The sequence below is a fragment of the Methylocystis rosea genome, from assembly GCF_003855495.1.
Lineage (GTDB): Bacteria > Pseudomonadota > Alphaproteobacteria > Rhizobiales > Beijerinckiaceae > Methylocystis > Methylocystis rosea_A.
In genome coordinates, this window is sequence record NZ_CP034086.1 from 2,830,825 (window position 1) to 2,854,784 (window position 23,960).

Consider the following 23,960-nt stretch of genomic DNA (forward strand, 5'->3'; position numbering starts at 1 on the left):
ACAGGCTCCGCCGTCATAGCGCGTTCCCTTTACGAAAGCAGACGCCGGCAGATGGCGCCGAAACCATCGGCCCAGCCGATCAGCATGGCGAACATCAGCAACCAGACGAACAGCAGAAAATGCCAGTAGATGGCGCAGAGCTCGACGCGCGTCGTCAGCGCCTTGGTGACTCGCTCGGCGCCGCGGACCTTGTCAGTCGTTCGCGCAAGCGCCACCAGACCGCCAATGAGATGCAGCGCATGCACGCCCGTCAGCAGATAGAAGAAGGCGTTGGCGGCGTTGCTCGAGGCGAAGAATCGCAGCTCGAGAAGTTCGCGCCACGCCCAGATCTGGCCGATCAGGAAAAGAGCCGCCGTTACGGCTCCGACAAGCAGCGCCGTCTTGACCCGCTCGGCGTCAGCGCGCCGAGCGGCGACGACCGCGACCTGCAGGGCGGCGCTGCTGGCGGCGAGAAGGAAAGTGTTGACCCAGAGAACGCCGGGGATCGGCGGCATCTGCCAGTCGGGCGCGTCGCCGCGCATGAAAAAGGCGGCGGCGAGCAGCGAGAACAGACAGCCGGCGACGGCGAGAAAGACCGCGAGCCCCACTCTCCCGGCCGTCGGCGGCTCTGCGGCTCGGCCGGCGCGACGATAATGCGCAACCTCGCCTTCCTCGAGCCAAGGCGACTCCAGCACCCCCTGGCGCACCAACCACATGACCGCAACAGTGGCGATAAAGACGAAGAAGAGCCCCATGACGCTCATGGCGAATGCTCTCCTCTCATCGGCGGCGCGTTCTGCGGCAGGTAATCCTCCGGCGCGCCGGGCACGCTATAGGCGTAAGGCCAACGATAAACCACCGGGAGCTGCTCGCCCCAATTGCCGTGGCCCGGCGGCGTTTCGGGAGTCTGCCATTCGAGCGAAGCGGCGCGCCACGGATTGCCGCCGGCCGGCGCGCCATATTTCAGGCTCTTGAACAGATTGTAGAAGAAGATCGACTGCGCGAAACCGACCGCCAACGCGATGACCGTGATCACAATGTTGAGCGTGGCGGCCGACGCGGGAACGAAGGCGGTTTCGCCCATCTCGTAGAAACGCCGCGGCATCCCGAGCACGCCGAGATAGTGCATGGGGAAGAAGATCGCATAGGCGCCAAGGAAGGTGATCCAGAAGTGAATCTTGCCGAGCCGCTCGTCCATCATGCGGCCGGTGATCTTCGGATACCAATGATAGATGGCGCCAAAGATGACGAGCACCGGCGCGATGCCCATCACCATGTGGAAATGGGCGACGACGAACAGCGTCGCCGACAGTGGCACGTCGACGATGACATTGCCGAGATAGAGGCCGGTGATGCCGCCGTTGACGAAGGTGACGAGGAACCCCAGCGCGAACAGCATCGGCGTCGTGAAGTGGATGTCGGCGTGCCAGAGGGTCAGCACCCAATTATACACCTTCAACGCCGTCGGCACCGCGATCGCGAGCGTCGTCACCGCGAAGAAGAACCCGAACCACGGATCCATGCCGCTGATATACATGTGGTGGCCCCAGACCACCATGCTGAGCACGCCAATGGCAATGATGGCCCAGACCATCATTTTGTAGCCAAAGATGTTCTTGCGCGCATGCACGCTGATCAGATCGGAAACGACGCCGAAGGCCGGCAGCGCGACGATATAGACCTCCGGATGACCAAAGAACCAGAACAGGTGCTGGAACAGGATCGGACTGCCGCCGACATAGTCCTTGCGCTCGCCGAGTTCGACGAGCGACGGCATGAAGAAGCTCGTGCCGAGCGTGCGGTCGAGGAGCAGCATGACGCAGGCGACGAAGAGGCCGGGGAAGGCGAGAAGCGCCATGACGGCGGCGGCGAAAATCCCCCAGACCGTCAGCGGCATGCGCATCAGCGTCATGCCTCGGGTGCGCGCCTGCAGCACCGTCACAACGTAATTCAACCCGCCCATCGTGAAGCCGACGATGAAAAGGATCAACGAGACGAGCATCAGGATGATGCCGTATTCGTGGCCCGGCGTCCCCGTCAGAATCGATTGCGGCGGATAAAGCGTCCAGCCGGCGCCGGTCGGGCCCCCCGGGAAGAAATAGCTCGAGACGAGAACGAGGGTCGCGATCAGATAGACCCAGTAGCTGAGCATGTTGACGTAAGGGAACACCATGTCCCTCGCGCCGACCATCAGCGGAATGAGATAATTGCCGAAGCCGCCGAGAAAGATGGCGGTGAGCATATACACGACCATGATCATGCCATGCATGGTCACGGACTGGTAATAGACGTTGGCGTCAATGAAAGGGATCGCCCCCGGAAAGGCGAGCTGCAGGCGAATCACCCATGACAGCACCAGCGCCAAAATGCCGACGGTGATGGCCGTGCCGGCGTATTGAATGGCGATGACCTTGGCGTCCTGGCTGAACACATATTTCGTGATCCAGCTGTGCGCGTGATAGAGTTCGACGTCCGCCACCTCCGCCGGCGGCGGCGCGACGTTCTGTGGTACGCTGGCGTCGGTCATGGAACGATCCTCCCTTCGCCCCTATCGCGCTTCCGGCGATTGATGGAGCCCCGTCGCAGCGGCGCTCTATCAGCGGCGATGAATGTCAAAGCGGCGCGACTCACATTGGTGAGCGTCATTGAGCAGAGGCCCGCTTGTCTCGGCTCGCGTCGCTCTTGCGCGACTGCTCGAACGTCTGCTGCGCCACGCGCCAGGTCTCGAAGTCGGCCTCCGACTCTATGACCATCTTGCCGCGCATCTGCGGATGCCCTGTGCCGCAGTAGGCGGCGCAGAGTATCTCATATTCGCCGATCTTGGTCGGCGTGAACCAAAAATATGTGACGACGCCCGGCACGAGGTCCATCTTGGCCCTGATCTCGGGGACATAGAAGTCATGTAGGACGTCGATCGAGCGCAGCAGGACCTTGACCGGCTTGCCGATCGGCAGATGCAATTCGCTGCTTGCGATCAGCAGATCATCCTGCCCCTTCGGATCGGCCGGGCTCAGACCCATGGAATTGGTGGTGTCGATGTAGCGCACGTCGCTCGAGCCGAGCTGATTGTCGGCGCCCGGCAGGCGGAAGCTCCAGCTCCACTGGACGCCCACCGCTTCGATCACCATCGCGTCCTTGGGCACGGTGATGAACTGGCCCCAGACGAGCAGGCCGGGCGCGAGGAGAATGATGACGGCGATCGTCGTGACGATTCCCAGCCAGGCTTCGAGCTTTTGATTCTCCGGCTCATAGGCGGCGCGCCGGCCCGGCACATGGCGAAAGCGATAGAGGCAATACGCCATGAACAGGATGACCGCGACGAATCCGGCCCCCGTGACAAGGAAGGTCAGCCCCATCGTGTCGTCGATGAAGCCCCAGTTCGACGCGATCGGCGTCGCCCGCCAGGGACTCAACACGTGAAACAGGATCGAACCCACGACGACCAGGACCATAGCGATGGCGATAGACATGCGTGCTTTGACCTCGCCGGTGGTTGCGATCGATATGGCCCGACGGCCTATATAGACCGGCTAATCGCCGCGCGTCAAAGTGACGCTGCCGTTGTGCGCGTCTCGGCGAACCTCCCCGGAAAAGACGAGGGCGGAAGGGCGACGCCGCGCCACGCACAAGTCGCGCGCGAGGCCGTGGCCGTAAAAAAACCCGCGGGGACAATGTCCCACGCGGGTCTTACTCTCGGGGTTTTTACAACCCTTACTTCTTGGAAGCGGCCGGCGCGGGCGACGTGGCGGCGCCCTTCTGGGCCTCGAGCTTCTTGCGCTCTTCCTCGGCCTTTTTCTGCAGCTCTTCCTGCAGCTTCTTTTGCTGCTCTTCGAGAACCTTCGGGTCGACGGCCGGGCCGTCGAAGGCTTTGCCGAAATTGGCGAGCGGCAGATAGAAGGTGACCTCGCCGTTGGCCTGATTCTTAACGACCACGGTCATCTTTTCGGCCTTCTTCATGCCGTCGACGACCGCCTTCTTGACCTTCGCCTCGGCGAAGCAGCCATTGGGGAAGCAGATTTCGAACGCGCCGCTTTCCGGCGCTCCCTTATCGATCGAAAAGCGGAAGCCGGGTTTCAGCATGAGGCCCGGCGGCAGCAGCAGACGGATGATCTTCTGATCGTCGCCCTTGGGATCGTAGATCGCCAGCGCGAGCAGCGGCTGGGGCGCCTCGCCCTCCTTCGCCGACACGCCGAAGTCGCGGGTCGTGTAGCACATTTCCTTTTTGGTCTGGGGATCGGCGCCGCAAACTTTGGTCCAGTCTGGCTGGACAGCCACGAGTTCGGCGGCAATCGGCCCCTGAGGCTGCTGTTGCTGCTGCGCTGCGCCGGCCGCGGGCGCCTGCTGAGCCAATGCGCCGCCGCCGACGAACAGCAACGCTCCCGCAAGGGCGATCGCGCAAGAACGCGAGATATGGGTCGACATCGGAAGTTCCTTTCGATTGTCCTGCTGGCCGGCGCTCTCCGGCTCCGGATAGTTTCGAGATCGCGTCATAACGGGAGCCGCCTTCGCGCCACAGCGCCATGGAACTTGACCAGCCCGTGTTCCAGCGCGATCGCGAGACGCCGACGAGGCGACGGCACCGCTCTTACATGGTCGCGGCAGTAAATTCCAGCCGGACGGAGCGCTCAATGCTTGGCGTGGGCGCTTTTTGCCCACAACTATCGCGAAAAAATGGCGGAAACTTTAAGCGCGACTCGCTTCTTGCGGCGGGACGTTGGATTATGGTCCGCCGATGAAGATTCGCCCCATTCCTGCAAGACGCCCCTCCAGCGGCGGCGCTGAACAGCGAACGCGGGGGCGCCGCGCGCTCAGCTTCGCCCTCTCGCTCCTTATTGCCGCGCCCGCCTCGGGCGCGGCCCCGACCCCTCGAGCGGTCGAAGCGCCCTGCCCGACGCATGGGATCGCCATGCACGGCGCGCCCGCTTTGCCAAGCGATTTCCATCACTTCCCTTACGCCGAGCCGGAAGCGAAGAAGGGCGGCAAACTTCGCGTCGGCCTCGCCGGCACCTTCGACAGCCTCAACCCGTTCAATCTCAAGTCGGGAACCGCGGCGCAGGGGCTTGTCGGCAATGTCTTTCAAGGCCTGATGGCCCGCTCGCAAGACGAACCCTTCACCCTCTATGGCCTGATCGCGCGCTCGATCGACATCGATCCGGCGCGTTCGCAGGTGACTTTCCACCTCGACCCGCGCGCGCGCTTTTCCGACGGCAAGCCGATCACCGCCGAAGACGTGCTGTTCTCGTTCGATCTCTTAAAGACGAAGGGACGGCCGCAGCAGCGCATCGCCTATGGGCTGGTCAAATCGATCGACGCGCCGGACGCGCATACCGTGCGTTACGACCTCTCAGGCGTCGGCGACCGGGAGCTGCCGCTCATTCTCGCGATCATGCCGGTGCTGCCCAAACACGCGACCGACGTCGAGCGCTTTTCCGAAGCGACGCTCGCCAAGCCCGTCGGCTCCGGCCCCTATGTGATCGCAGACGCGCAAGTCGGCGCGCGCCTGTTGCTGCGCCGCAATGAGGACTATTGGGGCGCCGACCTGCCGAGCCAGCGCGGATTCTACAATTTCGACGAGATCGACATCCAATATTTCCGCGACGGCAATTCGCTCTTCGAAGCCTTCAAGGCGGGCCTGCTCGACTATCGCGACGAAACCAGCACAACCCGCTGGGCGAGCGGCTACGACTTCCCGGCGCTCACCGACGGACGCGTGGTGAAGGAGACGCTGAAAAACGAAAATCCCAAAGGCATGGAGGGGTTCGTCTTCAATACGCGCCGTCCCCTGTTCAAGGACATCCGCCTGCGCGAAGCGCTCGGCATGATGTTCGACTTCGAATGGGTCAACGCGAATCTCTACGCCGGCCTCTACACCCGCACCAAAAGCTTCTTCGATGAATCCGAATTGTCCTCCTCCGGCCGCCCGGCGTCCCCCGGGGAGCGCGCCTTGCTGGCGCCGTTTCCGGACGCGGTGCGCGAAGACATTCTGGAAGGCCGCTGGCGGCCGCCCGTCAATGACGGGTCAGGCCGCGACCGCGAGATGGCCAAGCGCGCGCTGGATCTGCTCGAGAGCGCCGGCTACCGCATCGAAAACGGCGTGTTGCGCAAGGACGGCGAGCCTGTCTCCTTCGAGATCATGGTCAAGGACCGAAATCAGGAGCGGCTTGCGCTCAACTATGCCGGCTCGCTGCAGCGCATCGGGGTCGACGCCCGCGTGCGACTCGTCGACGAGGTGCAATATCAGCGCCGACGGCAGAAGTTCGATTTCGACATGATGCTCGGCCAATGGCTCGCCTCGGCCTCGCCCGGCAACGAGCAGCGCATGCGCTGGGGGTCTTCGAGCGCGAACCAGGAAGCTTCGTTCAACCTCGCCGGCGCCGCTTCGCCCGCGATCGACGCGCTCATCGCCGCCCTGCTGGCCGCGACCAGCCACGACGATTTCATCACCGCGGTGCGCGCGTACGACCGTGTGCTGCTATCCGGCTTCTACGTCGTGCCGCTGTATCATGCGTCCGACCAATGGCTCGCGCATTCGACCGACATTGCGCGCCCGGCGCGATTGCCGCGCTATGCATCGCCGATGTTCAGTCCGACGCTCGAGAGCTGGTGGAGACAGCGCTGAGCATCGCAGCAGACATGCGCCGGCGCACGTTTTCGGCGGGTCTGGCGCGCTAGACGTCGATGGGCGCCCAGGGCTCGCCTTCGCGGGAAGGTCTCTACCCCCTGCGGCATGAATAGGAGCGCCCGTGTCCCTGTCGCTCGATAACATTCTCTCAACGCGCCTGTCGCGGAGGGTTCATTCCATGGGTTTCGCACTTTTTGTCGTCGGCGCCGCCGCCATCGGCCTCTTGATCATCGACCGATCCTTCAACCTCGGCCTGCCGATCGGCCTCTTCCAAAATCCGCTGTTCTGGTTCGCCTATGTCGCGCTGCTGGCTCTGTCGACGATGGTGCGCTTCGTGCGCCAGCAGACCGTGCTCGTCATCGAGCGGCTGGGCCGTTACAACCGATCGCTGACCGCCGGCGTCAATTTCGTCTGGCCGATCGTCGAGCGGGTGGCTTACACCTTCGATCTGCGCGAACAGGTGATCGACGTGCCGGAACAGGACGCGATCACCAAGGACAACGCCACTGTCACCATCGACGGCGTTCTCTATTATAAGATCGTCAACGCCAAGGACGCCGCCTATGGCGCGCAGGACATCCGCCGCGCCATCATCAATCTGGCGCAGACCTCGATGCGCTCGGCCATCGGCTCGATGGAGCTCGACAAGACCTTCGAGAACCGAAGCGAGATCAACGAGCGCGTCGTGCGCGCAGTGTCAGACGCGGCGCAGCTCTGGGGCGCGCATGTCACGCGCTATGAGATCAAGGACATCGCCATGCCCGAATCGCTGCGCCAGTCGATGGAGCGGCAGATGAAGGCCGAGCGCGACAAGCGGGCGACGGTGCTCGAATCGGAAGGCGTGAAACAATCCGAGATCAACCGCGCCGAAGGCGAGAAGCAGGCGGCGATTCTGCGCGCCGAAGGCCAGGCGAAGGCGATCGAGCTGGTGCGCACGCAAATCACCCAGGTCGGCGGCGATCAGGCGGTGCAGCTCGAAGTCGCCAAAAGCGCCATCGAGCAATATGGCCGCCTCGCCAAGGCCGGCAATTCGCTGGTGCTGATGGGCGACGGCGCCGACCCCGCCGGCTGGATCGCCAAGGCGATGGCGGTGCTCAAGGCCGTCAACGCCAGCCCTGCGCCCAGCGAGGCGCAGCGCCGCGCGCAGCCCTGGCGGGAAGCGGAATAAAAGATGGAGACCGCCTTCCTCTACGATCCCGCCAATGCGAGCCTGATCGCCGGCCTGATTCTGCTCGGACTCGACATCGTCGTGATCGGCCTGTCGCCAGTGATGTTCGTCGCGGTGGGCGCGCTGCTGACCAGCGCGGTTCTCTATGCGACCGGCTGGCGGCCATCGCTCGTCGAAACCGCGGCGATCGTCGCCGGCGCTGGCCTCTTGATCGCCATCGTCGGCAGGAAACCGCTGCAGCGGTTTCAAAACGCCGACGTCGAAGAAGATAAGAGCAGCGATCTGATCGGCCGCGAACTGACGACGACGCATGTAGTGACGAAAACCCATGGCGTCGTGTTCTGGTCCGGCGTCGAATGGCAGGCGCGGCTTGCGCAAGACTCGGCCGTCGAGAGCCTTGCGCCCGGCGCGCGGGCGCGGGTGGTGGCGGTGGAGAATCTGGCGCTGGTGCTGGCGCCGCGCTCCTGAAGTGGAGGGGAGATGTCGTCCTTCGGAGCGCGATGTTCGCGTTGACAGTCGCGAGCGGCATGGAGAGGTTCATACCCGCTCCGGCTGATCCGTTCGCTCTGGACCCTGTCATTCCCGGCAGGCCGAAGGCCTGACCGGGAAATCCAGAGCCAATCCAAGAACACTGGTCTTGCTCTGGATTCCCGATCGCGCGCTTTGCGCGCGCGTCGGGAATGACATCCGAGCCGTTTAAACAGACCGTATCAGGCCACAGATTTGAGCGGCTTGGCGCGGGCGATACGCTCGCGCTCCTTGGGCGAGTGCATCGCCTCCCACAAATCGCTGCGGCGCTGCACGTTCAGCCAAAACTCCGGGCTGTTGCCAAAAACCCGCGCGAGAATAAGCGCCGTCGGCGCGGTGACAGCTCGCCGATCATTACAGAGTTCATTGACGTGTTTGCGCTGAACGCCCATGGCGTCCGCCAATGCGACCTGCGTGAGCCTCGAAGGGATCATGAACTCTTCAGTAAGGATCTCGCCGACGCTCGCCGGCTTGCGTTTCGTTGTCAGCATGTCGCCTCAATCATAGCTGTGATCATCGAGATAAAGGGCCTTCGCTTCTCCCGTCGCGCCGTTCCATTCGAAGATCAGCCGCCACTGCTTATTGACCCGGATTGAATGTAAACCTTCGAGCGCACCGCGGAGCTTTTCGAAATGATTGCTGGGCGGAACACGCAGATCCTGATCCGTCGTCGCATCGTCGATCATCTGAATCTTTCGAAAAAGACGGCCATCAAGTTCGGGAGGAATTTTCTTTGACCGAAGGTCGTCGACGAAAAAATTGCGCAGCCAGTCATCCCGAAAACTCACGATCATTCCGACGACCTCGCCGAGGTGGGTCAGTGTACCGCCTCACGGTACAACGTGCAAGCTGAACTTCCAGCCTGTGCGAGCCGGGCAAATCCTCCCGAACAGGTGTAACCTCCAGATCCGCGTTCCCTTAAGGCGCTTTCAAATTATGCCCGTTCGCCGTCTCGATCCCATCCTCGTCGATCGCATCGCCGCCGGCGAAGTGGTCGAGCGCCCGGCGTCCGCCGTCAAGGAGCTGGTCGAGAACGCGCTTGACGCCGGCGCGACGCGCATCGACGTCGCGGTCGAACGGGGCGGCAAAAGCCTCATCCGCGTCATCGACGACGGCAGCGGCATGGACGAGCGCGACCTGGCCCTCGCCATCGAGCGCCATGCGACGTCGAAAATCCCCGACGGCGATCTGACCAGCATCGCGACGCTTGGCTTTCGCGGCGAGGCGCTGCCCTCGATCGCCGCGGTCGCGGACCTGACGATCGACACCCGGGTGATGGGCGCCCCGCACGGCTTTTCGATCCGGGTCGAGGCCGGCGAGAAGCGCGGACTCTCGGCCTCGAACTGGCCGCGCGGCACCAAGATCGAAGCGCGCGCGCTGTTCGCCGCGACGCCGGCGCGGCTCAAGTTCCTCAAAACCGAGCGCACCGAGACGGCGGCGATCGTCGACGTGGTCAAGCGACTCGCCATGGCCCATCCGCAGGCGCGGTTCTCGCTGTCCGCCGACAGCGGCGCGCTCTTCGACTATTCCGCCTGCGGCGACGATTCCGCGCGGCGCATCTTCCAGATTCTTGGCGAAGAATTCGCCGCCAACGCGTTTCGGCTGGACGCCGAGCGCGAAGGCGTGCGCCTTTCGGGCATTGCCGGCCTGCCGACCTACAGTCGCGGCAACGCCCAGCTGCAATATGTCTATGTCAATGGAAGGCCGGTGCGCGACAAGCTCTTCGCCGGCGCCATTCGCGCCGCCTATCTCGATTACTTAAGTTCCGACCGCCATCCCGTCGTCGCGCTCTTCATCGAATGCGATCCGCGCAGCGTCGACGTCAATGTGCATCCGGCAAAAGCGGAAGTGCGCTTCGCCGATCCGGGGCTGGTGCGCGGCCTCGTCGTCGGCGCGTTGAAGCAGGCGCTTGCCGAGAAGAGCCATCGCAGCGCCGATACGCGCGCGCGCGCGGCGATCGACGCTTTGGCGCGCGGCAACGGCGCCCAATATCGCGCGCCGGCGCCGGCGAACTGGAGCCTGCCGCGCTCGCCTTACGCGCCCGCCGGCTTCGAAGACCAGCCACAAGCGGCTTTTGAGGCCGGCGCGCCGATGGCCGATGCGCGCGCGCATGACGCGCCGGCGCAGGAGCCCGAGGCGCCGCTCGGCGCGGCGCGCGCGCAGCTGCACGAAACCTACATCATCGCCCAAACGCGCGACGGTCTCGTCATCGTCGACCAGCACGCGGCGCATGAGCGCATCGTCTATGAGAAGCTCAAACGCCAGCGCGAGCAGGCCGGCGTCGCGCGACAGATGCTGCTGATCCCCGCGGTGGTTGAACTCGACGAGTCACGCATGAATGCGCTTGCGCCGGCCCTGAACGAACTTGCGGCGCTTGGTCTCTCGCTCGAGCCTTTCGGCCCCGGCGCCGTGCTGGTGCGCGAGACCCCGGCGCTGCTCGGCGAGGTGGACTGCAAGCGTCTCGTGGAGGACATCGCCGACATCTTGGCGGAGGAAGGCGACGCGCGCGGACTGTCGCGCAGGCTCGATCACGTGCTCGCGACCTGCGCCTGCCATCATTCCGTGCGGGCCGGCAGGCGGCTTTCGGCGCCCGAGATGAATGCGCTGCTGCGCGAGATGGAGACGACGCCCGGGGCCGCTCAATGCAATCACGGCCGGCCCACCTATATTGAGCTGAAGCTCGCCGACATCGAAAAGCTTTTCGGGCGCAGGTGAGTCAGAAAGTCTCTGCGACGGCGTAACCTTTGCCTGACCCCGCGCGAATAGACAGAGTGAGAACGCAGGAGCTGATCTTGAATCGTCGCAGCCTCATGTCTGGCGCCGTTTTTCTGGCGTTCGCTCGGAAGGCGCATGCCGCCCCCGAAATGGTCGAGATCGAAACATTCGACCCGAACGGCAAGAGCCTCGGTCTTTCGCGCGTCGAAAAAATCGTCAAGACCGATGCCGAATGGCGCGCGCAACTCTCGCCGCTCGCCTTCGACGTTACACGCAAGGACGGCACGGAGCGCGCCTTCTCCGGGCCCAACTGGGATAATCACGCGGACGGAAGCTATCGATGCGTCTGCTGCGATACGGCGCTGTTCGACTCCAAAACCAAATATGACTCAGGCACAGGCTGGCCGAGCTTCTTCGCGCCGATTTCCAAGGCGAATGTCCTTGAGAGCGCCGACACGTCGTTCGGCATGAGACGCGTCGCGGTCTCCTGTAAGCGCTGCGACGCGCATCTTGGCCATGTGTTCACCGACGGTCCAAAGCCGACGGGCCTGCGTTACTGCATGAATGGCGTCGCGCTGCGCTTCGTCGGGCGCGGACAAGCGTAGGAGATATCGCCATGAGATCCACCGCCGCTGTTCTCGTCGCCGTGCTGATCATGCTGGTTTCTTTGCACGCCAGCGCCGCTGAACACGCTGTCGTTCTGCCAGCTCCCGCTTACGATCCCGTCGTCACGAACGGCGGCGAACAAAAGCTCGTCCTCGCCGGCGGCTGCTTTTGGGGCGTGCAGGGCGTGTTTCAGCGCGTGAAAGGCGTCTCGCGCGCCGTATCCGGCTATGCCGGCGGCGCCAAGGAGACGGCGCGCTACGAAAAGGTTTCGCAAGGCGACACCGGTCACGCGGAGTCAGTCGAAGTCACTTACGATCCGAAGACCGTCAGTCTTGGAGAACTGCTGCGCGTCTATTTTTCCGTCGCGCATGATCCGACGCAGCTTAACCGCCAGGGTCCTGACGCAGGCGCGCAATATCGTTCGGCGATTTTCGTGGCGAACGCCGACCAGGACAAAACCGCGCGCGACTATATCGCGCAGCTTTCAAAGGCAAAGGTCCTTTCGGCGCCGATCGTCACCACGCTCGAACCGCTGAAGGCGTTCTATCCGGCGGAGCCCTATCATCAGGATTATCTGGTGCGCCATCCTGCGCAACCTTACATCGTCTATAACGACTTGCCGAAAATCGAAGATCTCAAGCGCCTTTTTCCGACGCTCTATCGTGAAAGTCCGGCGCTGACCAACTGATCCGCCAAGACGCGAGCCCGAGTTGCCGCGGCGCACTCAGGCGGCCACGGGTTCGCGATGCGCTCCGCTTACCCTACGAGCTATGATGTCGAGCTAATCAACAAGTCCATGATTCTGAGGGTCGGCGGCATTAGCCTCACGCTCGGTCTCATCGGCGAGCGGTTCTTGCGCGGCAAATTCTTTTCCTGACTCGTTCTGCGGCGCCGGCTCCACTTCCACCTGTTCGGCGTCGCTCGACGACGCTTCGATTGGCTCCAGGGATAGGGCTTCCTCGTCGCACATGAGGCGCATCGCGGCGGCGATCGGATCTTCGGCCGAGGCCGCGCGCGCCGGGGCAAACGCGCGCAGCGCCCCGCGCAAGGCTTCGCCGGCGGCGTTGCGCTTGATGAAGTGCCGTTCAAACACGCGCATAACATGCGCCACGCCCTCCTGCGTGACGCTGCGCCTGTCTGGCGCGAAATAATCGGTCGGCGCATAGCCGCCGGCGACAATTTCATAAGAAGGAAAATAGGCGACCTGACCGAGCGCGCGCGAAAGCATATCGCAGGCGACGCGCAGCGCCGACTTCGAATACATCGTGGAGATCAGCACATGACGCGGCTCGGCGGTGGCGACGAGCGGCACGGGCGAAACGGTCAAAATCACCCGCGCGCCAGGATTGACGGCGCGCAGACGCGCGATGAAGGCGGTCATGTCGGCGACGACGTCATCGACGCCAAGGTTGACGAATTCGTGTCGCGCGGGAGAGTAATCGCCGCCCGCAACGCCCGGGCAGAGCGGAAACGCCGCGCCATCCTCGCGCGAACGCCAGAGTTCTGTCAGTCCGAGCGTGAACACAAAGACGTCGAGCGTCTCGAACGCCCGGCGCACGGCTTCGAAATGACGTTCGCGATCATAATCGAGTTCGCGGACCGAGTTGAATCCGCCGGGCTGAATTTGCGGCCGAAACGGGTCGATCACATGCGCGGCGTCTTCCGGCCAGTAGTTTTCCTTTGGCGTGAACCGCCCATAGGCGCGATCGAAAAGCTGCAGCAGCTGGCGGCTCGTGTAGATATTGCCGTAGCGCGCCGTGTAGAGTCCGTAATTGAGCGCGTCGGCGGCCTGTTGACCGATGAAGCAATGCGGCGACTCGGTGATGAGATAATTGCAGCCGCTCGACTTCAAATAGCGGCCGATGTGTTGAGCGAAACAGCTCCCGGCGGTTGCGATTTTTTCACGAAGGCCGAGCCGGAAAGGCGCCTCCACGACGGGATCGAGTTCGCCGGGCGCGACATCCGCGACCGCGCGGCGCCACAGGGCGTAGTCGGGGCGTTTCGAATAGGGATGCGTCTTCATTGCCGTCCATCACTCAGCCGCGGCTCGATCAGCTCTGCGGCGCTTTGGATCATGCGTCGGCCAAAGAGCGCGTTCGCGTGGGAGGCGTCGGCGCCCCAAACAACCTCCGCCAGCACGCCCGACGGCGCGATGAACTCCATCGGAACGGCCGCAAAAAGAATGCCTGCGCGCGCGCAAACTTCACGATAAAGCGCAGACTGCGTACGCCACATTTTATAGCGAAACATCTCGCCCGACAGTTTTTTTGGATCGAATGATTTACGAAAAAACTCTTGCGGACATTCCAAGATGCGCGAATTTGGAAAGGGCGGCGGGGGCTCAAGGCAAACGATCGGCGCAGCCGTTTCGTTTCTTATCGCTTCGATGGTTGTAAGCGTTGGCGCCATTTTTTCCCGCAAAGTCTCGCGAATGGCGGCTTCGGGCAGCACCTCGGCCCCCTGCTCGAGATCAAGCTCCGGCTCCGCGCCGAGAATAAAGTCGAAGCGCTCTTTGGGCTGCGTCACTGAAAGAGCGATATGCTCATTGCCGCCAACCGACAATACGACGCCATCCGGCCGCTCCTCGTCGATGATTTGGCGAAGGCGGGCATTGAGGCGCGAACCTGAGCCCTCCTCCGCTAAGGTCGGCGTTATCTCGGGATCATAGAGATAGAGGAATCGCGAAAGGAGCGGCGCGCCGCCAAGCCGAAAGCCCTCGTGCTGCAGCTCGTAACAGCCTTTGGCGATCGCCACGATATGACTGTGCCCAAGCCCCAAAATCTTGGTCATTCTTCAGCCCGATGAGTCTTCACATGCGTCACTGGCGCGCAGCTCGACGCCGAGCGGTTCGCCTGGATGAATCGGCCCAGAGGTCTGGCGCGCGATTGAGACCACGACATAATGGCGCGCGCCCGTTTCGATGGCGCGCCCAATGATGTCGGCGCCGTCCGCGCCCATCGCGAAGGGGGCGCGAATGGCGAGCATTGAGCGACCCCTGTAGCCGTAGCGATAGAACGCCTCGACCACGATTGGCGCCTCGCCCGCGTGAGCGATCTCACGTTCACCGGACTGCATAGTGGTTTTGGAAACTCTTTTGATCACATCATCGCCCCTACCTCGCCACGAAGCGCATCGATTGAAAAGCAGATCGCGTGTTTTCCTGTACTGCCGCTTGTGCTAACAATCCCGCGGAGGTGGCTATTGAGTATCATTTCGCCGTCTGCATGAATAATCCCTTTCAGTCGGCGGCGCTGCAAGAGACGCCGACGCCGCAAACCTTTGACGAAAAGGCCTATCTCGCCGTCAACCCCGACGTCGCCGAGGCCGTTCGCCTCGGCAAAATCGGCTCGGGCTGGCGGCATTTCAAAAAATTCGGCCATATTGAGGGCCGCCGGCAGAAGGTCGCCGATGACGAGCCCGCGACGCCAGAGAATTTCGACGAGGCGCGCTATCTGGCGGCGAACCCGGACGTGCGACAGGCGATCGAACTCGGCCAGCTCGTCTCAGGCCGCGCGCATTTCGATCAGCTCGGTCGCGCCCAGGGACGGCGTCAGCTGCGTATGAGCGACATCCCTGCCATTCGCGCACGAAAGCTCAGCGCGGTGCGACCGCTGCTGCTCGACCCGGAAGCGCCGCTGTCGGGTTCGGGCAAATTCGTGTTTTCGGATGAACCCTCGCTTCAGGCGCAAGACGCCGCCGAGGATATGCCGATCAGCGAGAACGGCTATGACGATGAAACAGTCGAGCTGATCGAGCGCCACGCCGACGGCTTGATCCTCGACGTCGGCGCGGGCTACCGTCCAGTCTATTACAGCAATGTCGTCAACTTCGAGATGATGGATTATGCAACGACCGATGTGGTCGGCCTGGCGCATCGGCTGCCCTTCAAGGATGACGCCTTCGACGGCGTCATCTCGATCGCGGTCTTGGAGCATGTGAAGGATCCGTTTCGCTGCGCCGCGGAAATCGCGCGCGTGCTCAAGCCGGGCGGATGGCTCAAGTGCTGCGTGCCCTTCCTGCAGCCGCTGCACGGCTATCCGCATCACTATTTCAATATGACGCATGAAGGACTGCGCACGCTTTTCGAGGAGCATTTGACCATCGAACGGCAGGAGGTCACCAATCCGACGCACCCGATCTGGGCGATCGCCTGGCAGCTGCGCTCCTGGTCGCAAGGTCTTTCGCCCCGCGCCCGCAAACAATTCCTGCGCACGCGCGTCGAAGATCTGATCGCCTATCCCGGCCCGCTGCTCGAAAAGCCATGGGCGCGGGAATTGACTCGCGAGAAACTTTTCGAACTCGCCGCCGCGACGATCCTTTACGCGCGCAAGCCCGCGCCGGACTCCACGGCGAACCCCATCACAACGTCAGCGCCGTGACCGAACTCATCGTTCACGAAGGTCACGACGGATGGCTGTTCCTCACGGGCGGAACGAATTTCGTCACCACGCTCTATGAGCGCGACGGCGGCCATCTGCCGGACGTCAACCTGCGCCGATGGCGGGACGCCATCATTGAGCGAAAGCATCGTTGCGACGGACTCGGCGTCGCCTACGCCCATCTCGTCGCACCGGAAAAGCTGACGATCTACGGGCACAAACAAGCGACGCCGCTCGTCAATGTCGATCTCGCGCCAGCGATCCGCCTGCAACAGCTCTTCGAAGGCGCCGCATGCACGGCCGGATGGGTCGATCTCGTTTGGCCTATGCGCGAGCGGCGCGACGAGGTCGAACTCTACTGGCGCAGCGACACGCATTGGACGCCGGACGGCAGTCTGCTCGCCTATCGCCTCTTGTGCGAGGCGCTGCAGCTGACGCCGAATGCGGAACTCGCGAACCGGCCCTGCAACACGATTCATAAAATCATGGATCTCGGCGGCAAATTCGATCCGCCGCGCTGGGAGCAGATTCGCGAAATCGATTGGATCGCCGGCGCGCAACGCGTTTACGCCAATGCGGTCGTGCGCATCCTCGAAGATCCCGTTCACGGCGGCGACATCCATGTCGGCGCGCATGCGATCTACAGGAACGACGCGGCGCCGAATGACGTGCGGATTTTGCTTTTCGGCGATTCCTTCGCCGGCGTCGGGTCTGACCGTCTGACGGCGCAGCTCGCCGAAACGGCACGCGAACTCGTCTTTGTCTGGTCAGCCAATGTCGATTGGCGGCTGGTCAAGCGCCTGAAGCCCGATATCGTCATCACCGAAATCGCCGAGCGCTACATGGCGCTTGCGCCGAACGACCGCTTCAATCTGCGGCGCACAGAGCTTGCGCAGCTGATCAAGGCGCGACGCCGGGAGGCCGTAGCCCGGTGGCGGCGCGTGCGGGCCAACTGGGGTCAACGCGCGAAGAATGGCGCATAGGCGTCGAGCGCTCGTTTCCAATCGACGGGGTCGCGGATCAAATCGGCCAGGGCCGCGCCGCGGCGCGTCAGGCGGCGAAACAGCCAGTCGCGCTCGCGATAGACGCCGGGACCTTCGATGAAATTCAGGCCGGCGAGCGTGTCGAGCCCCGCGATGATCTCTGGCCGCGACCTGTGCAGAATCTGCGCGAGTTCGCCGACGGCGACGAAGATCGGCTCCGGAGGCGAGCGCTGGACGTCCTCGAGGGCCAGCAGCAGCGCCCTTAGGGCTTCAAACTCGCCGCCGTTGAATTTTCGAGTCATTCGTCAGGCCTGGCGTCAGCAATGCAGCAAATATCCCCGCGCGTCATTGCCTAGCGTTCCTCAGTCCTTGACGATGGAAAAACCGCATCGACCACTCCCCTGTGACGAAGCGGATTGGACATTTCGCCATGACGGCGCCCGGCAGCGTCTGGCCTATAAAATACGAAGGCGCGCCGCGCGCGGCAAGAACATCTGCAACGGGTGCGGACGTCTCGCCGCCCAAACGAAAATAAAACAGCGGCATAAAGCGCTTTCATCGTCTGCAAACCCGGCCGTCCTCGAGACGATCTAAGCGGTGGCCCGACGTTTTGCTGTAGCTCTTTTTGCAACCTCCGCTGTAAAGCAAGTTTTAAATTCTGCGCTCTTCTTCCGCGACGCTTGCTAATCCAAAGCAAGAACCAATCTCTAAAACTCCCCCCAGAACGACCAAATCAACGATGTGTCTTCTCGTCCGGCGGTGGATCTAGATCATGGGCGCTACTACCGGCGATTGGGCGAAAAAGCGCCTTTAACGAGGAAAATCGAATGCGAAAGATCGTCATCTTCACATGTTGCGCGTTCACTGCGATGTCGTCGCTCGCCATCGCAAAGCCGCCGACTGTCTCCGCCGTAAACGCGGTTCTTTCGCAGCGGACCCCCGCTGCGCGTAAAGCAGAAATCAGCCGCCAGATCGAAAAGGCATGCGATATCTCACTCTCGGAGTCCGATCTCAGCCGCGCGTCCGACATGGTTGAAACGCACAGAAAAAAAGGCGCCGCATGGCTCGCCGCTCAAATCAAAAATAGCGAGTTGAGCTACGTCTGCGGCTGAGAAAGGGGTATTCGTACAGGACACGAGAGCGCGGCAGTTCTCGCGTCTTTTCGGGGCGTGGAAGCGATCCGCGTTTGCTCGAACCCTTCGGCCGCGCTCAACTGATGACCGGTGTGTCTGGCGGAGAGGGAGGGATTTGAACCCCCGATACGGTTGCCCGTATGCCGCATTTCGAGTGCGGTGCTTTCAACCACTCAGCCACCTCTCCGCGGCTCATGCGTGGCGCGTCGCAGATAGCACGCGCTCGCCCGAGGGATCAAGCGCGCGCCGTGTGCATGATGAAACTAAGTTTCGTCAGCCCGGTCGATTCGTGCTTTCGGGGACGCAAATGTGGTCGCGCTGAGCCTACCTCTTGGCAATCGAGGTGGAATCGAGTCGGCCCTGGCGCGCAGGTCGCCCGGCAGCCATCGATCGGTGCTAGCGGGCCTCAACGAGGCCTTATGGCTTTCAGAAGGGCGGCGGTGAAACCCAGCGTATATACTGAGATTGACAGAACATGAGCTCCTTGGCAGACTGATGTCATGAGCTCCACGCGCATTTTCAAATCTGGCAATAGTCTCGCGGTTCGGCTGCCGCGCGGGATCGCGTTTGATGAAGGCGCCGAAGTCGTCGTGCGGCGGCAAGGCGGGAGTCTCGTGGTGACGCCAGCGCGGCTCGATATGGCCGAACTCGTCGCGCGCCTCAAAGCCGCGCCGCCACATACCATCGCGCGCCCCGAATTCAAGCCGCCGAAGCGGCTGTTCGACCCCCGCTAGCGCATGGCGCGCTACCTCCTCGACACCAACATCGTCATCGCCGCGGCGCTTGGCCTTTCCGGCGTGCTCGATCGGCTCTCCGCCCTCGAAATCGGCGACGTGGCGCTCTCGGCGATCAGTCTCGCAGAAACGCTTGGCGCCGCCGCCGCCGAAAATAACGGACGGCTCGCGGAGAATATCGCGCTGCTCGCCGAAAATTTGGATGTGCTGCCCTTCGACCGCGGCGCCGCCGACGCCTATGGCGCGCTGCTGCGCAAGCTCGATCCGAAACGCCGCCGCATGCTCGATCGAATGATCGCCGCGCAGGCGCTCGATCTCAACCTCACGCTCGTCGCCGCGAACACCGAGGATTTCGACGATATCCCCGGACTGACGGTCGAGAAATGGGCGTGAGCGCAGCTACTCGACGTCCTCGACGCTTTCCGGACCGCCGTATATGCGCTGCGCCAGAGAGGCCTGCATGAAGTCGTCGAGCTCGCCGTCGAGAACGTCGGAGGGCGTCCCCGACGTGAAGCCGGAGCGCAGATCCTTCACCAGCTGATAGGGCTGCAGCACATAGCTGCGGATCTGATGGCCCCAGCCGATCTCGGTCCTTGAGGCCGCAGTCTTGTTGGCCTCGGCCTCGCGCTTTTCCAGCTCCAGCTCGTAGAGCCGCGCGCGCAGCATGTTCCAGGCGGTGGCGCGGTTCTTGTGCTGCGAACGCTCCGCCTGACAGGCGACGACGATGCCGGTCGGAATATGGGTGATGCGGATTGCCGAGTCGGTCGTATTGACGTGCTGGCCGCCCGCGCCCGACGATCTATACGTGTCTATACGACAGTCGGACTCATTGACGTTCACGTCGATCCGATCATCGACCACCGGATAGACCCAGACCGAGGCGAAGCTCGTATGGCGGCGGGCGTTCGAGTCGAAGGGCGAAATCCGCACCAGCCGATGCACGCCGGACTCGGTCTTCGCCCAGCCATGGGCGTTGTGTCCCTTGACGAGCAGCGTGCCCGACTTGATGCCGGCCTCTTCGCCCGGCGTCTCCTCGATCACTTCGACGTGAAATTTGTGGCGCTCGCCCCAGCGCGCATACATGCGAAACAGCATGCGCGCCCAATCCTGGCTCTCGGTGCCGCCGGCGCCGGAATGAACCTCGATATAGGTGTCATTGGCGTCGGCTTCGCCGGCGAACAGCGCCTCGGTCTGGCGCGCGCGCGCCTGCTTCAAGATGCTTTTAAGCGCTTCGACGCCCTCTTTTTCGGTCGCCGCGTCGTCCTCGGACTCGCCAAGCTCGACAAGCGTCAGCGCGTCTTCGAGCTCGCGCTCGAGGCTCGAGAGCGCCCCCACCTGCTCTTCGAGCTGGGTGCGCTCGCGCATGAGTTTTTGCGCGGCTTCGGGATCGTTCCAGAGCGCGGGATCTTCCGCCCGGACGTTCAGTTCGGCGAGGCGCCGTTGCGAGGCGTCGACGTCAAAGATGCCTCCTCAGCAGTCCGATGGACTGCTCGATGTCGGCTTTCAGCGCAAGCGGTTCGGCGCGCATGGATTTCCCGGGTTTTCGGAGGGCTTCGCCCCATTCGGCGCGGAAATTAGGCGGCGCGCGCGCGCCTGTAAACCCGCAACTCACGACGCCAACGTCAAAAACTCCTGTCCGCCGGCCGGTCGTCCCGACGCTCCGGCGCGGCCGGACGCTGGTCCTCGCTCTCCGGCGCGCCGGCGAGGCCCCAGCGGCGCATCAGGAAAAGCGCCGTCGCCGAGGCCAGGACGCAGAGAATCGTCGCGTAAAATGTGCCGTTCTCGTCCTCCGCGAACAGCAGATTCTTGGTGTTCATGCCGAAATAGCCGGTGACGAAGGTCGCCGGCAGCAGCAGCATCGTCGTCACCGTCAAAGCATAGAGCCGGTCGTTGGTCTCAAGACTGAGGATGGCGTTGAGTTCGTCTTGCAGGAGACGGGCGCGCTCCTGAAGGCTCGTGACATCCTGAGTCAGCGCGCCGGCGTGTTGAATGAGCCTTGCCGCGGCGTCGCGCAGATCATTGTCCCGCTGTTCGTCGGCCTCCTCCTCAATCGTTTCGAGGCGCGCCACCGTCGACGACAGGCCGCTGATCTGGCGCGCCAAACGCACCGCGTCGCGCCGCGCGGCGCTGAGCGCCGGCCGCGCCTGGCGGCCGCGCTGATCGATGATGCGGTCCTCGACGCGATCGAACGCCGCGCCGAGTTCGGCGGCCTTACGCGCCAGCCCGTCGATCAACGCATCCGTCAGCATTTCGAACAGATCAATCGGCGAGGTGAGACGCGCGCCGCGATTGATGGCGATGTGCGCCGCCTCGACGCTATCCATCGGCAGCCGTCGCGCGCTGATGAAAAAGCTTGCGCCAGCGGCGAAGCGGACAAAGTCGGTGCGCGAGGTCGGGCCGCCGAGATCGCGCTCATAGTCGAGCAGCGCGCCGCTGACCATCCCTTCTGAATATTCGAGATGCTGATGGTCGACGGGATCGCACAGCGAATCGCGCGCGTCTTCGGAAAGCGCCGCGATGCGCGCCAGCAGCGGGCGCGTGCGCACGTCGGCGAGATCCATGTGCAGCCACAAGAATCCCTCGCGCGGCGCGCTGATATTTACGAAATCCTCGGCGGTTCCGGGCTCGGCTTCGCCCGCGCGGTTGAACCGCACGAACCAAAGACACCCGGGAATGTCGGCGCGCGGCGCTTGTGCGAGGCGATCTATGCTCATGGCGGCGCTCGTGGGGAAGGCGCTAAGAGAATGGGACGATTGATAACAGACTTACGACAAGCGCGGCGTCAATCTTCGGAGAGCCGGGTCTTGCCCGGTCCATGCGGTTCGATCAGCGCGCCGAAATCATGCGGCTCCTTGCGGGCGCGCCGAAGCGCGGCGTCGAGAAACTCGGTGAAGGCGTCGATGTCGCGCGCTTCGGTTCGGTGGTTGATGATCGCCGCGCGGATCGCCGGAACCCCGTCGAGGATCGTCAGCGACGGCGCCGCCTCGCCGCGCTCATGCAGCTCCATGACGATTTCGCGCGCCAGCGAACCATCCTCATCGTCCTTGACGCCGAAGCAGACGATGTTGAGCGTCACCGGCGCGCGCAGCGCGAAGGCGTCCGATTGCGCGATCCACGCCTCGAGCCGCTCCGCCATGCGGCAGGTCTGCTCGATGCATTGGCCCAAACGCTTGGCGCCGAAGGTTTCGATGGTGAACCAGGTCTTGAGCGCGCGAAAGCTGCGCGACAGGTCGGGGCCGAGATCGCAAGGCCAGGTGTCGCCCGCCGCGAGGCCGCGCGGCGCACGCGTCAGATAGGCGGCGTTGGCCGCGAAGGCGCGCTTATGGGCCGCCTTGTCGCGCACCAGAAAGAAGCCGGCGTCATAGGGGACGTGCAGCCATTTATGGAAGTCGAAGGCGACGCTGTCGGCGCGCTCCAATCCCTTGACCAAAGGCTTGAGCGCCGGCGAGAGCGCCGCCAGCGCGCCGAAGGCCCCATCGACATGGAACCACAGGTCCTCGGTGTGCGCGACGTCGGCGAGCCGGTCGAGCGGATCGATCGCGCCGGTGTCGACCGTGCCCGCCGTGCCGACGATCAGAAACGGCCTGAAGCCCGCCGCGCGGTCGGCGGCGATGGCGCGGCGAAGATCGCGCACTTTCATCGCGCGCCGCTCGTCCGAAGGAATGAGGCGCAGATGCCGCGCCCCAAGGCCGGCAAGCTCCATCGCCTGGCGCACGCAATTATGCGCTTCGCGCGACGCATAGGCGATGAGCTGGCCGGGAAGCGCACAGAGCCCGTTAAGCCGAACATCCTTGTCGCCATAGGCTTGGTCGCGCGCGACCAGCAGGCACAGGAAGTTGGCGATCGAGGTTCCGGTGACGAAAATGCCGCTCGCGTCGGATGGAAAGCCGAAGGCCTGCGCCATCCAGGCGGCGATCTGGCGCTCGACATCGATGGCGATGTGATTGCGACCGCCGCAGTTCGAATTCATGCCGGCGGCGAGCATTTCCGCGATCATGCCGGCTGGCGTGCCTGCGCCCTGGGCCCAGCCCATGAACATCGGATGGGTGTTGCCGGTCGCGAACGGCATGATGTAGCGGTCGAAATCCTCGAGCACGGCGGAGAGGTCGCGGCCCTCTTGCGGAAGATCGCGTTTGAAGCGCGCCCGCGCCTCTTCGCTTGGCTCGGTCCAGACGGGGCGCTCCCGAAGATCGCGCAGATGGTCGAGCATCATGTCGAGCGCCCGATGGCTCTCGGCGCGAAATTCGTCCCAGTTTTCGGGGTCGAGATTAACCGGCATGTCCAGGGCCTCGCGCGCCGGCGGCTCGGTGGAGGCGCAACCACGGTTGCGAAAGATCGCGCGAAGGCGTTTCACGCTTGTGCAAATAGCCGGGTTTCCCTACCCGGCGCAACCTGGCTTATTTTCCGATGCTTATGGCCACAGAGCCGACATGTTCGACCTCGCCGTCAACGACGTCGCCGGGAAGGAGCGGTCCAACGCCCGATGGCGTGCCGGTGAAGATGAGATCGCCGGGCGCAAGCGCGACATTTCGCGACAGCGCCGCGATGATTTCCGGCACGCTCCAGATCAGATCGCCAAGGTCGCCCGCCTGTCGAAGCACGCCATTGACGGAGAGCGCGATGCGCCCCCGCGTCGGATGGCCGATGGCGGCGACGGGGGTGATCGCGCCGATGGGCGCGGAATGGTCGAAGCCTTTTGACATGTCCCACGGCCGTCCGGCGCCGCGCGCCGCCGTCTGTAGGTCGCGCCGCGTCAGGTCGATGCCGGCGGCATAGCCGAAGACGCAGTCGAGCGCCCGCGCCGCCGGAATATCGGCGCCCCCCGCGCCCAGCGCCGCGACCAGCTCGATCTCGTGGTGAAGATTATGCGTCAGCGTCGGATAGGGAATCGTCGCGCCGCTTTCGACCACCGCGTCGGCAGGCTTGGAGAAGAACACCGGCGGCTCCGCGGCCCCGCCCTTGGCGGGGTCCTTTCCCATTTCCCGGGCGTGGGCGGCATAGTTCAGCGCAATGCAGAAGATCCGCCGCACGGGAAATCGGCGCGCGTCTTGCGCGATGGCGACGCTTGGAAAGGGCGGCGGCTGAAAGATAAACTCAGCGGACATTCTATTGG

Annotated in this window: 25 protein-coding genes and 1 tRNA gene; 11 read left to right on the forward strand and 15 right to left on the reverse strand. The window is 63.5% G+C overall.

Going from position 1 to position 23,960, the window contains the following annotated elements; genetic code table 11:
* Nucleotides 1-29: 29 nt before the first annotated feature.
* The 4 genes from EHO51_RS13655 to EHO51_RS13670 all read right to left on the reverse strand — a co-directional run bounded on the left by EHO51_RS13655 (nt 30) and on the right by EHO51_RS13670 (nt 4,401).
* Entirely contained in the window at nt 30-743 is a 714-nt protein-coding gene (locus EHO51_RS13655; protein WP_124739342.1) for a cytochrome c oxidase subunit 3, read from the reverse strand.
* Complete coding sequence (locus EHO51_RS13660) at nt 740-2,506, reverse strand: cytochrome c oxidase subunit I (RefSeq protein ID WP_124739343.1); 1,767 nt, start codon at nt 2,504-2,506, stop codon at nt 740-742. The genes EHO51_RS13655 and EHO51_RS13660 overlap by 4 nt, the downstream gene beginning before the upstream one ends.
* 115 nt (nt 2,507-2,621) lie before the next feature.
* Nucleotides 2,622-3,449, reverse strand: a complete 828-nt coding sequence (locus EHO51_RS13665; RefSeq protein ID WP_164479403.1) for a cytochrome c oxidase subunit II — start codon at nt 3,447-3,449, stop codon at nt 2,622-2,624.
* A gap of 241 nt (nt 3,450-3,690) precedes the next feature.
* Complete coding sequence (locus EHO51_RS13670) at nt 3,691-4,401, reverse strand: invasion associated locus B family protein (protein WP_124740166.1); 711 nt, start codon at nt 4,399-4,401, stop codon at nt 3,691-3,693.
* 310 nt (nt 4,402-4,711) lie between these two features.
* Here EHO51_RS13670 and EHO51_RS13675 point away from each other — a divergent pair, with 310 nt between their 5' ends.
* The 3 genes from EHO51_RS13675 to EHO51_RS13685 all read left to right on the forward strand — a co-directional run bounded on the left by EHO51_RS13675 (nt 4,712) and on the right by EHO51_RS13685 (nt 8,237).
* On the forward strand, nt 4,712-6,598 hold the full coding sequence (locus tag EHO51_RS13675; RefSeq protein WP_124739344.1) for an extracellular solute-binding protein: 1,887 nt from the start codon (nt 4,712-4,714) through the stop codon (nt 6,596-6,598).
* A gap of 181 nt (nt 6,599-6,779) precedes the next feature.
* On the forward strand, nt 6,780-7,769 hold the full coding sequence (locus EHO51_RS13680; protein WP_124739345.1) for an SPFH domain-containing protein: 990 nt from the start codon (nt 6,780-6,782) through the stop codon (nt 7,767-7,769).
* Between the two features lie 3 nt (nt 7,770-7,772).
* On the forward strand, nt 7,773-8,237 hold the full coding sequence (locus tag EHO51_RS13685; protein WP_124739346.1) for an NfeD family protein: 465 nt from the start codon (nt 7,773-7,775) through the stop codon (nt 8,235-8,237).
* 242 nt (nt 8,238-8,479) lie between these two features.
* Here EHO51_RS13685 and EHO51_RS13690 read toward each other — a convergent pair whose 3' ends face one another.
* Both EHO51_RS13690 and EHO51_RS13695 read right to left on the reverse strand, forming a co-directional pair.
* Complete coding sequence (locus EHO51_RS13690; protein WP_124739347.1) at nt 8,480-8,788, reverse strand: HigA family addiction module antitoxin; 309 nt, start codon at nt 8,786-8,788, stop codon at nt 8,480-8,482.
* Between the two features lie 6 nt (nt 8,789-8,794).
* A complete protein-coding gene (locus EHO51_RS13695; protein WP_124739348.1) occupies nt 8,795-9,091 on the reverse strand; it encodes a type II toxin-antitoxin system RelE/ParE family toxin in 297 nt (98 codons plus the stop codon).
* A gap of 142 nt (nt 9,092-9,233) precedes the next feature.
* Here EHO51_RS13695 and mutL point away from each other — a divergent pair, with 142 nt between their 5' ends.
* The 3 genes from mutL to msrA all read left to right on the forward strand — a co-directional run bounded on the left by mutL (nt 9,234) and on the right by msrA (nt 12,306).
* Nucleotides 9,234-11,012 carry a DNA mismatch repair endonuclease MutL gene (gene mutL / locus EHO51_RS13700; RefSeq protein ID WP_124739349.1) on the forward strand — a complete coding sequence of 593 codons (1,779 nt, stop codon included), beginning with the start codon at nt 9,234-9,236 and terminating at the stop codon, nt 11,010-11,012.
* Nucleotides 11,013-11,107: 95 nt separating this feature from the next.
* Nucleotides 11,108-11,617 carry a peptide-methionine (R)-S-oxide reductase MsrB gene (gene msrB, locus EHO51_RS13705; protein ID WP_124740167.1) on the forward strand — a complete coding sequence of 170 codons (510 nt, stop codon included), beginning with the start codon at nt 11,108-11,110 and terminating at the stop codon, nt 11,615-11,617.
* 11 nt (nt 11,618-11,628) lie between these two features.
* Nucleotides 11,629-12,306 (forward strand): peptide-methionine (S)-S-oxide reductase MsrA, encoded by a 678-nt coding sequence (gene msrA, locus EHO51_RS13710; RefSeq protein ID WP_124739350.1) that lies wholly within the window; start codon nt 11,629-11,631, stop codon nt 12,304-12,306.
* A gap of 93 nt (nt 12,307-12,399) precedes the next feature.
* Here msrA and EHO51_RS13715 read toward each other — a convergent pair whose 3' ends face one another.
* The 3 genes from EHO51_RS13715 to EHO51_RS13725 are packed head-to-tail and all read right to left on the reverse strand — an operon-like array spanning nt 12,400 to nt 14,693.
* On the reverse strand, nt 12,400-13,641 hold the full coding sequence (locus EHO51_RS13715) for a GSCFA domain-containing protein (protein ID WP_124739351.1): 1,242 nt from the start codon (nt 13,639-13,641) through the stop codon (nt 12,400-12,402).
* Nucleotides 13,638-14,408: a hypothetical protein gene (locus tag EHO51_RS13720; RefSeq protein ID WP_124739352.1), complete on the reverse strand. Its 771-nt coding sequence runs from the start codon at nt 14,406-14,408 to the stop codon at nt 13,638-13,640. The genes EHO51_RS13715 and EHO51_RS13720 overlap by 4 nt, the downstream gene beginning before the upstream one ends.
* A 3-nt stretch (nt 14,409-14,411) precedes the next feature.
* Entirely contained in the window at nt 14,412-14,693 is a 282-nt protein-coding gene (locus EHO51_RS13725; RefSeq protein WP_124739353.1) for a hypothetical protein, read from the reverse strand.
* A gap of 149 nt (nt 14,694-14,842) precedes the next feature.
* Between EHO51_RS13725 and EHO51_RS13730 the strand changes: the two genes are divergently transcribed.
* Nucleotides 14,843-15,997: a class I SAM-dependent methyltransferase gene (locus EHO51_RS13730; protein WP_124739354.1), complete on the forward strand. Its 1,155-nt coding sequence runs from the start codon at nt 14,843-14,845 to the stop codon at nt 15,995-15,997.
* Nucleotides 15,994-16,980 (forward strand): alginate O-acetyltransferase AlgX-related protein, encoded by a 987-nt coding sequence (locus EHO51_RS13735; protein ID WP_124739355.1) that lies wholly within the window; start codon nt 15,994-15,996, stop codon nt 16,978-16,980. Before EHO51_RS13730 ends, EHO51_RS13735 begins: the two co-directional genes overlap by 4 nt.
* Here the strand turns inward: EHO51_RS13735 and EHO51_RS13740 are convergent.
* On the reverse strand, nt 16,956-17,282 hold the full coding sequence (locus EHO51_RS13740) for a hypothetical protein (protein WP_124739356.1): 327 nt from the start codon (nt 17,280-17,282) through the stop codon (nt 16,956-16,958). The two genes, EHO51_RS13735 and EHO51_RS13740, sit on opposite strands and share 25 nt — an antisense overlap.
* A gap of 567 nt (nt 17,283-17,849) precedes the next feature.
* Between EHO51_RS13740 and EHO51_RS13745 the strand changes: the two genes are divergently transcribed.
* The gene (locus EHO51_RS13745) at nt 17,850-18,092 is read left to right on the forward strand and encodes a hypothetical protein (protein WP_244471430.1); all 243 of its coding nucleotides are present in this window, start codon (nt 17,850-17,852) and stop codon (nt 18,090-18,092) included.
* Between the two features lie 118 nt (nt 18,093-18,210).
* Here the strand turns inward: EHO51_RS13745 and EHO51_RS13750 are convergent.
* Nucleotides 18,211-18,300: transfer RNA gene (locus EHO51_RS13750), tRNA-Ser, on the reverse strand.
* Nucleotides 18,301-18,613: 313 nt separating this feature from the next.
* Here EHO51_RS13750 and EHO51_RS13755 point away from each other — a divergent pair.
* Both EHO51_RS13755 and EHO51_RS13760 read left to right on the forward strand, forming a co-directional pair.
* The gene (locus EHO51_RS13755) at nt 18,614-18,847 is read left to right on the forward strand and encodes an antitoxin (protein WP_124739357.1); all 234 of its coding nucleotides are present in this window, start codon (nt 18,614-18,616) and stop codon (nt 18,845-18,847) included.
* Between the two features lie 3 nt (nt 18,848-18,850).
* A complete protein-coding gene (locus EHO51_RS13760) occupies nt 18,851-19,240 on the forward strand; it encodes a PIN domain-containing protein (RefSeq protein WP_124739358.1) in 390 nt (129 codons plus the stop codon).
* A 6-nt stretch (nt 19,241-19,246) separates the two neighbouring features.
* Here EHO51_RS13760 and prfB read toward each other — a convergent pair.
* The 4 genes from prfB to EHO51_RS13780 form a co-directional block, all read right to left on the reverse strand.
* Nucleotides 19,247-20,375, reverse strand: a protein-coding gene (gene prfB / locus EHO51_RS13765; protein ID WP_124739359.1) for a peptide chain release factor 2 whose coding sequence is annotated in 2 segments (ribosomal slippage) — nt 19,247-20,305 and nt 20,307-20,375 — 1,128 coding nt in all. Because the reading frame shifts where the segments join, the coding sequence is not laid out codon by codon here.
* A 94-nt stretch (nt 20,376-20,469) separates the two neighbouring features.
* Nucleotides 20,470-21,561: a CorA family divalent cation transporter gene (locus EHO51_RS13770; RefSeq protein WP_124739360.1), complete on the reverse strand. Its 1,092-nt coding sequence runs from the start codon at nt 21,559-21,561 to the stop codon at nt 20,470-20,472.
* A gap of 68 nt (nt 21,562-21,629) precedes the next feature.
* A complete protein-coding gene (locus EHO51_RS13775) occupies nt 21,630-23,126 on the reverse strand; it encodes a pyridoxal phosphate-dependent decarboxylase family protein (RefSeq protein WP_124739361.1) in 1,497 nt (498 codons plus the stop codon).
* Nucleotides 23,127-23,244: 118 nt separating this feature from the next.
* Nucleotides 23,245-23,952 (reverse strand): fumarylacetoacetate hydrolase family protein, encoded by a 708-nt coding sequence (locus tag EHO51_RS13780; protein ID WP_124739362.1) that lies wholly within the window; start codon nt 23,950-23,952, stop codon nt 23,245-23,247.
* Nucleotides 23,953-23,960: the final 8 nt, after the last annotated feature.

Bases quoted from the DNA above. Each gene is read 5' to 3' on its own strand.
- EHO51_RS13655 (WP_124739342.1), bottom strand. From the start codon at position 743: ATGAGCGTCATGGGGCTCTTCTTCGTCTTTATCGCCACTGTTGCGGTC.
- EHO51_RS13660 (WP_124739343.1), bottom strand. From the start codon at position 2,506: ATGACCGACGCCAGCGTACCACAGAACGTCGCGCCGCCGCCGGCGGAG.
- EHO51_RS13665 (WP_164479403.1), bottom strand. From the start codon at position 3,449: ATGTCTATCGCCATCGCTATGGTCCTGGTCGTCGTGGGTTCGATCCTG.
- EHO51_RS13670 (WP_124740166.1), bottom strand. From the start codon at position 4,401: ATGTCGACCCATATCTCGCGTTCTTGCGCGATCGCCCTTGCGGGAGCG.
- EHO51_RS13675 (WP_124739344.1), top strand. From the start codon at position 4,712: ATGAAGATTCGCCCCATTCCTGCAAGACGCCCCTCCAGCGGCGGCGCT.
- EHO51_RS13680 (WP_124739345.1), top strand. From the start codon at position 6,780: ATGGGTTTCGCACTTTTTGTCGTCGGCGCCGCCGCCATCGGCCTCTTG.
- EHO51_RS13685 (WP_124739346.1), top strand. From the start codon at position 7,773: ATGGAGACCGCCTTCCTCTACGATCCCGCCAATGCGAGCCTGATCGCC.
- EHO51_RS13690 (WP_124739347.1), bottom strand. From the start codon at position 8,788: ATGCTGACAACGAAACGCAAGCCGGCGAGCGTCGGCGAGATCCTTACT.
- EHO51_RS13695 (WP_124739348.1), bottom strand. From the start codon at position 9,091: ATGATCGTGAGTTTTCGGGATGACTGGCTGCGCAATTTTTTCGTCGAC.
- mutL (WP_124739349.1), top strand. From the start codon at position 9,234: ATGCCCGTTCGCCGTCTCGATCCCATCCTCGTCGATCGCATCGCCGCC.
- msrB (WP_124740167.1), top strand. From the start codon at position 11,108: ATGTCTGGCGCCGTTTTTCTGGCGTTCGCTCGGAAGGCGCATGCCGCC.
- msrA (WP_124739350.1), top strand. From the start codon at position 11,629: ATGAGATCCACCGCCGCTGTTCTCGTCGCCGTGCTGATCATGCTGGTT.
- EHO51_RS13715 (WP_124739351.1), bottom strand. From the start codon at position 13,641: ATGAAGACGCATCCCTATTCGAAACGCCCCGACTACGCCCTGTGGCGC.
- EHO51_RS13720 (WP_124739352.1), bottom strand. From the start codon at position 14,408: ATGACCAAGATTTTGGGGCTTGGGCACAGTCATATCGTGGCGATCGCC.
- EHO51_RS13725 (WP_124739353.1), bottom strand. From the start codon at position 14,693: ATGCAGTCCGGTGAACGTGAGATCGCTCACGCGGGCGAGGCGCCAATC.
- EHO51_RS13730 (WP_124739354.1), top strand. From the start codon at position 14,843: ATGAATAATCCCTTTCAGTCGGCGGCGCTGCAAGAGACGCCGACGCCG.
- EHO51_RS13740 (WP_124739356.1), bottom strand. From the start codon at position 17,282: ATGACTCGAAAATTCAACGGCGGCGAGTTTGAAGCCCTAAGGGCGCTG.
- EHO51_RS13745 (WP_244471430.1), top strand. From the start codon at position 17,850: ATGTCGTCGCTCGCCATCGCAAAGCCGCCGACTGTCTCCGCCGTAAAC.
- EHO51_RS13755 (WP_124739357.1), top strand. From the start codon at position 18,614: ATGAGCTCCACGCGCATTTTCAAATCTGGCAATAGTCTCGCGGTTCGG.
- EHO51_RS13760 (WP_124739358.1), top strand. From the start codon at position 18,851: ATGGCGCGCTACCTCCTCGACACCAACATCGTCATCGCCGCGGCGCTT.
- EHO51_RS13770 (WP_124739360.1), bottom strand. From the start codon at position 21,561: ATGAGCATAGATCGCCTCGCACAAGCGCCGCGCGCCGACATTCCCGGG.
- EHO51_RS13775 (WP_124739361.1), bottom strand. From the start codon at position 23,126: ATGCCGGTTAATCTCGACCCCGAAAACTGGGACGAATTTCGCGCCGAG.
- EHO51_RS13780 (WP_124739362.1), bottom strand. From the start codon at position 23,952: ATGTCCGCTGAGTTTATCTTTCAGCCGCCGCCCTTTCCAAGCGTCGCC.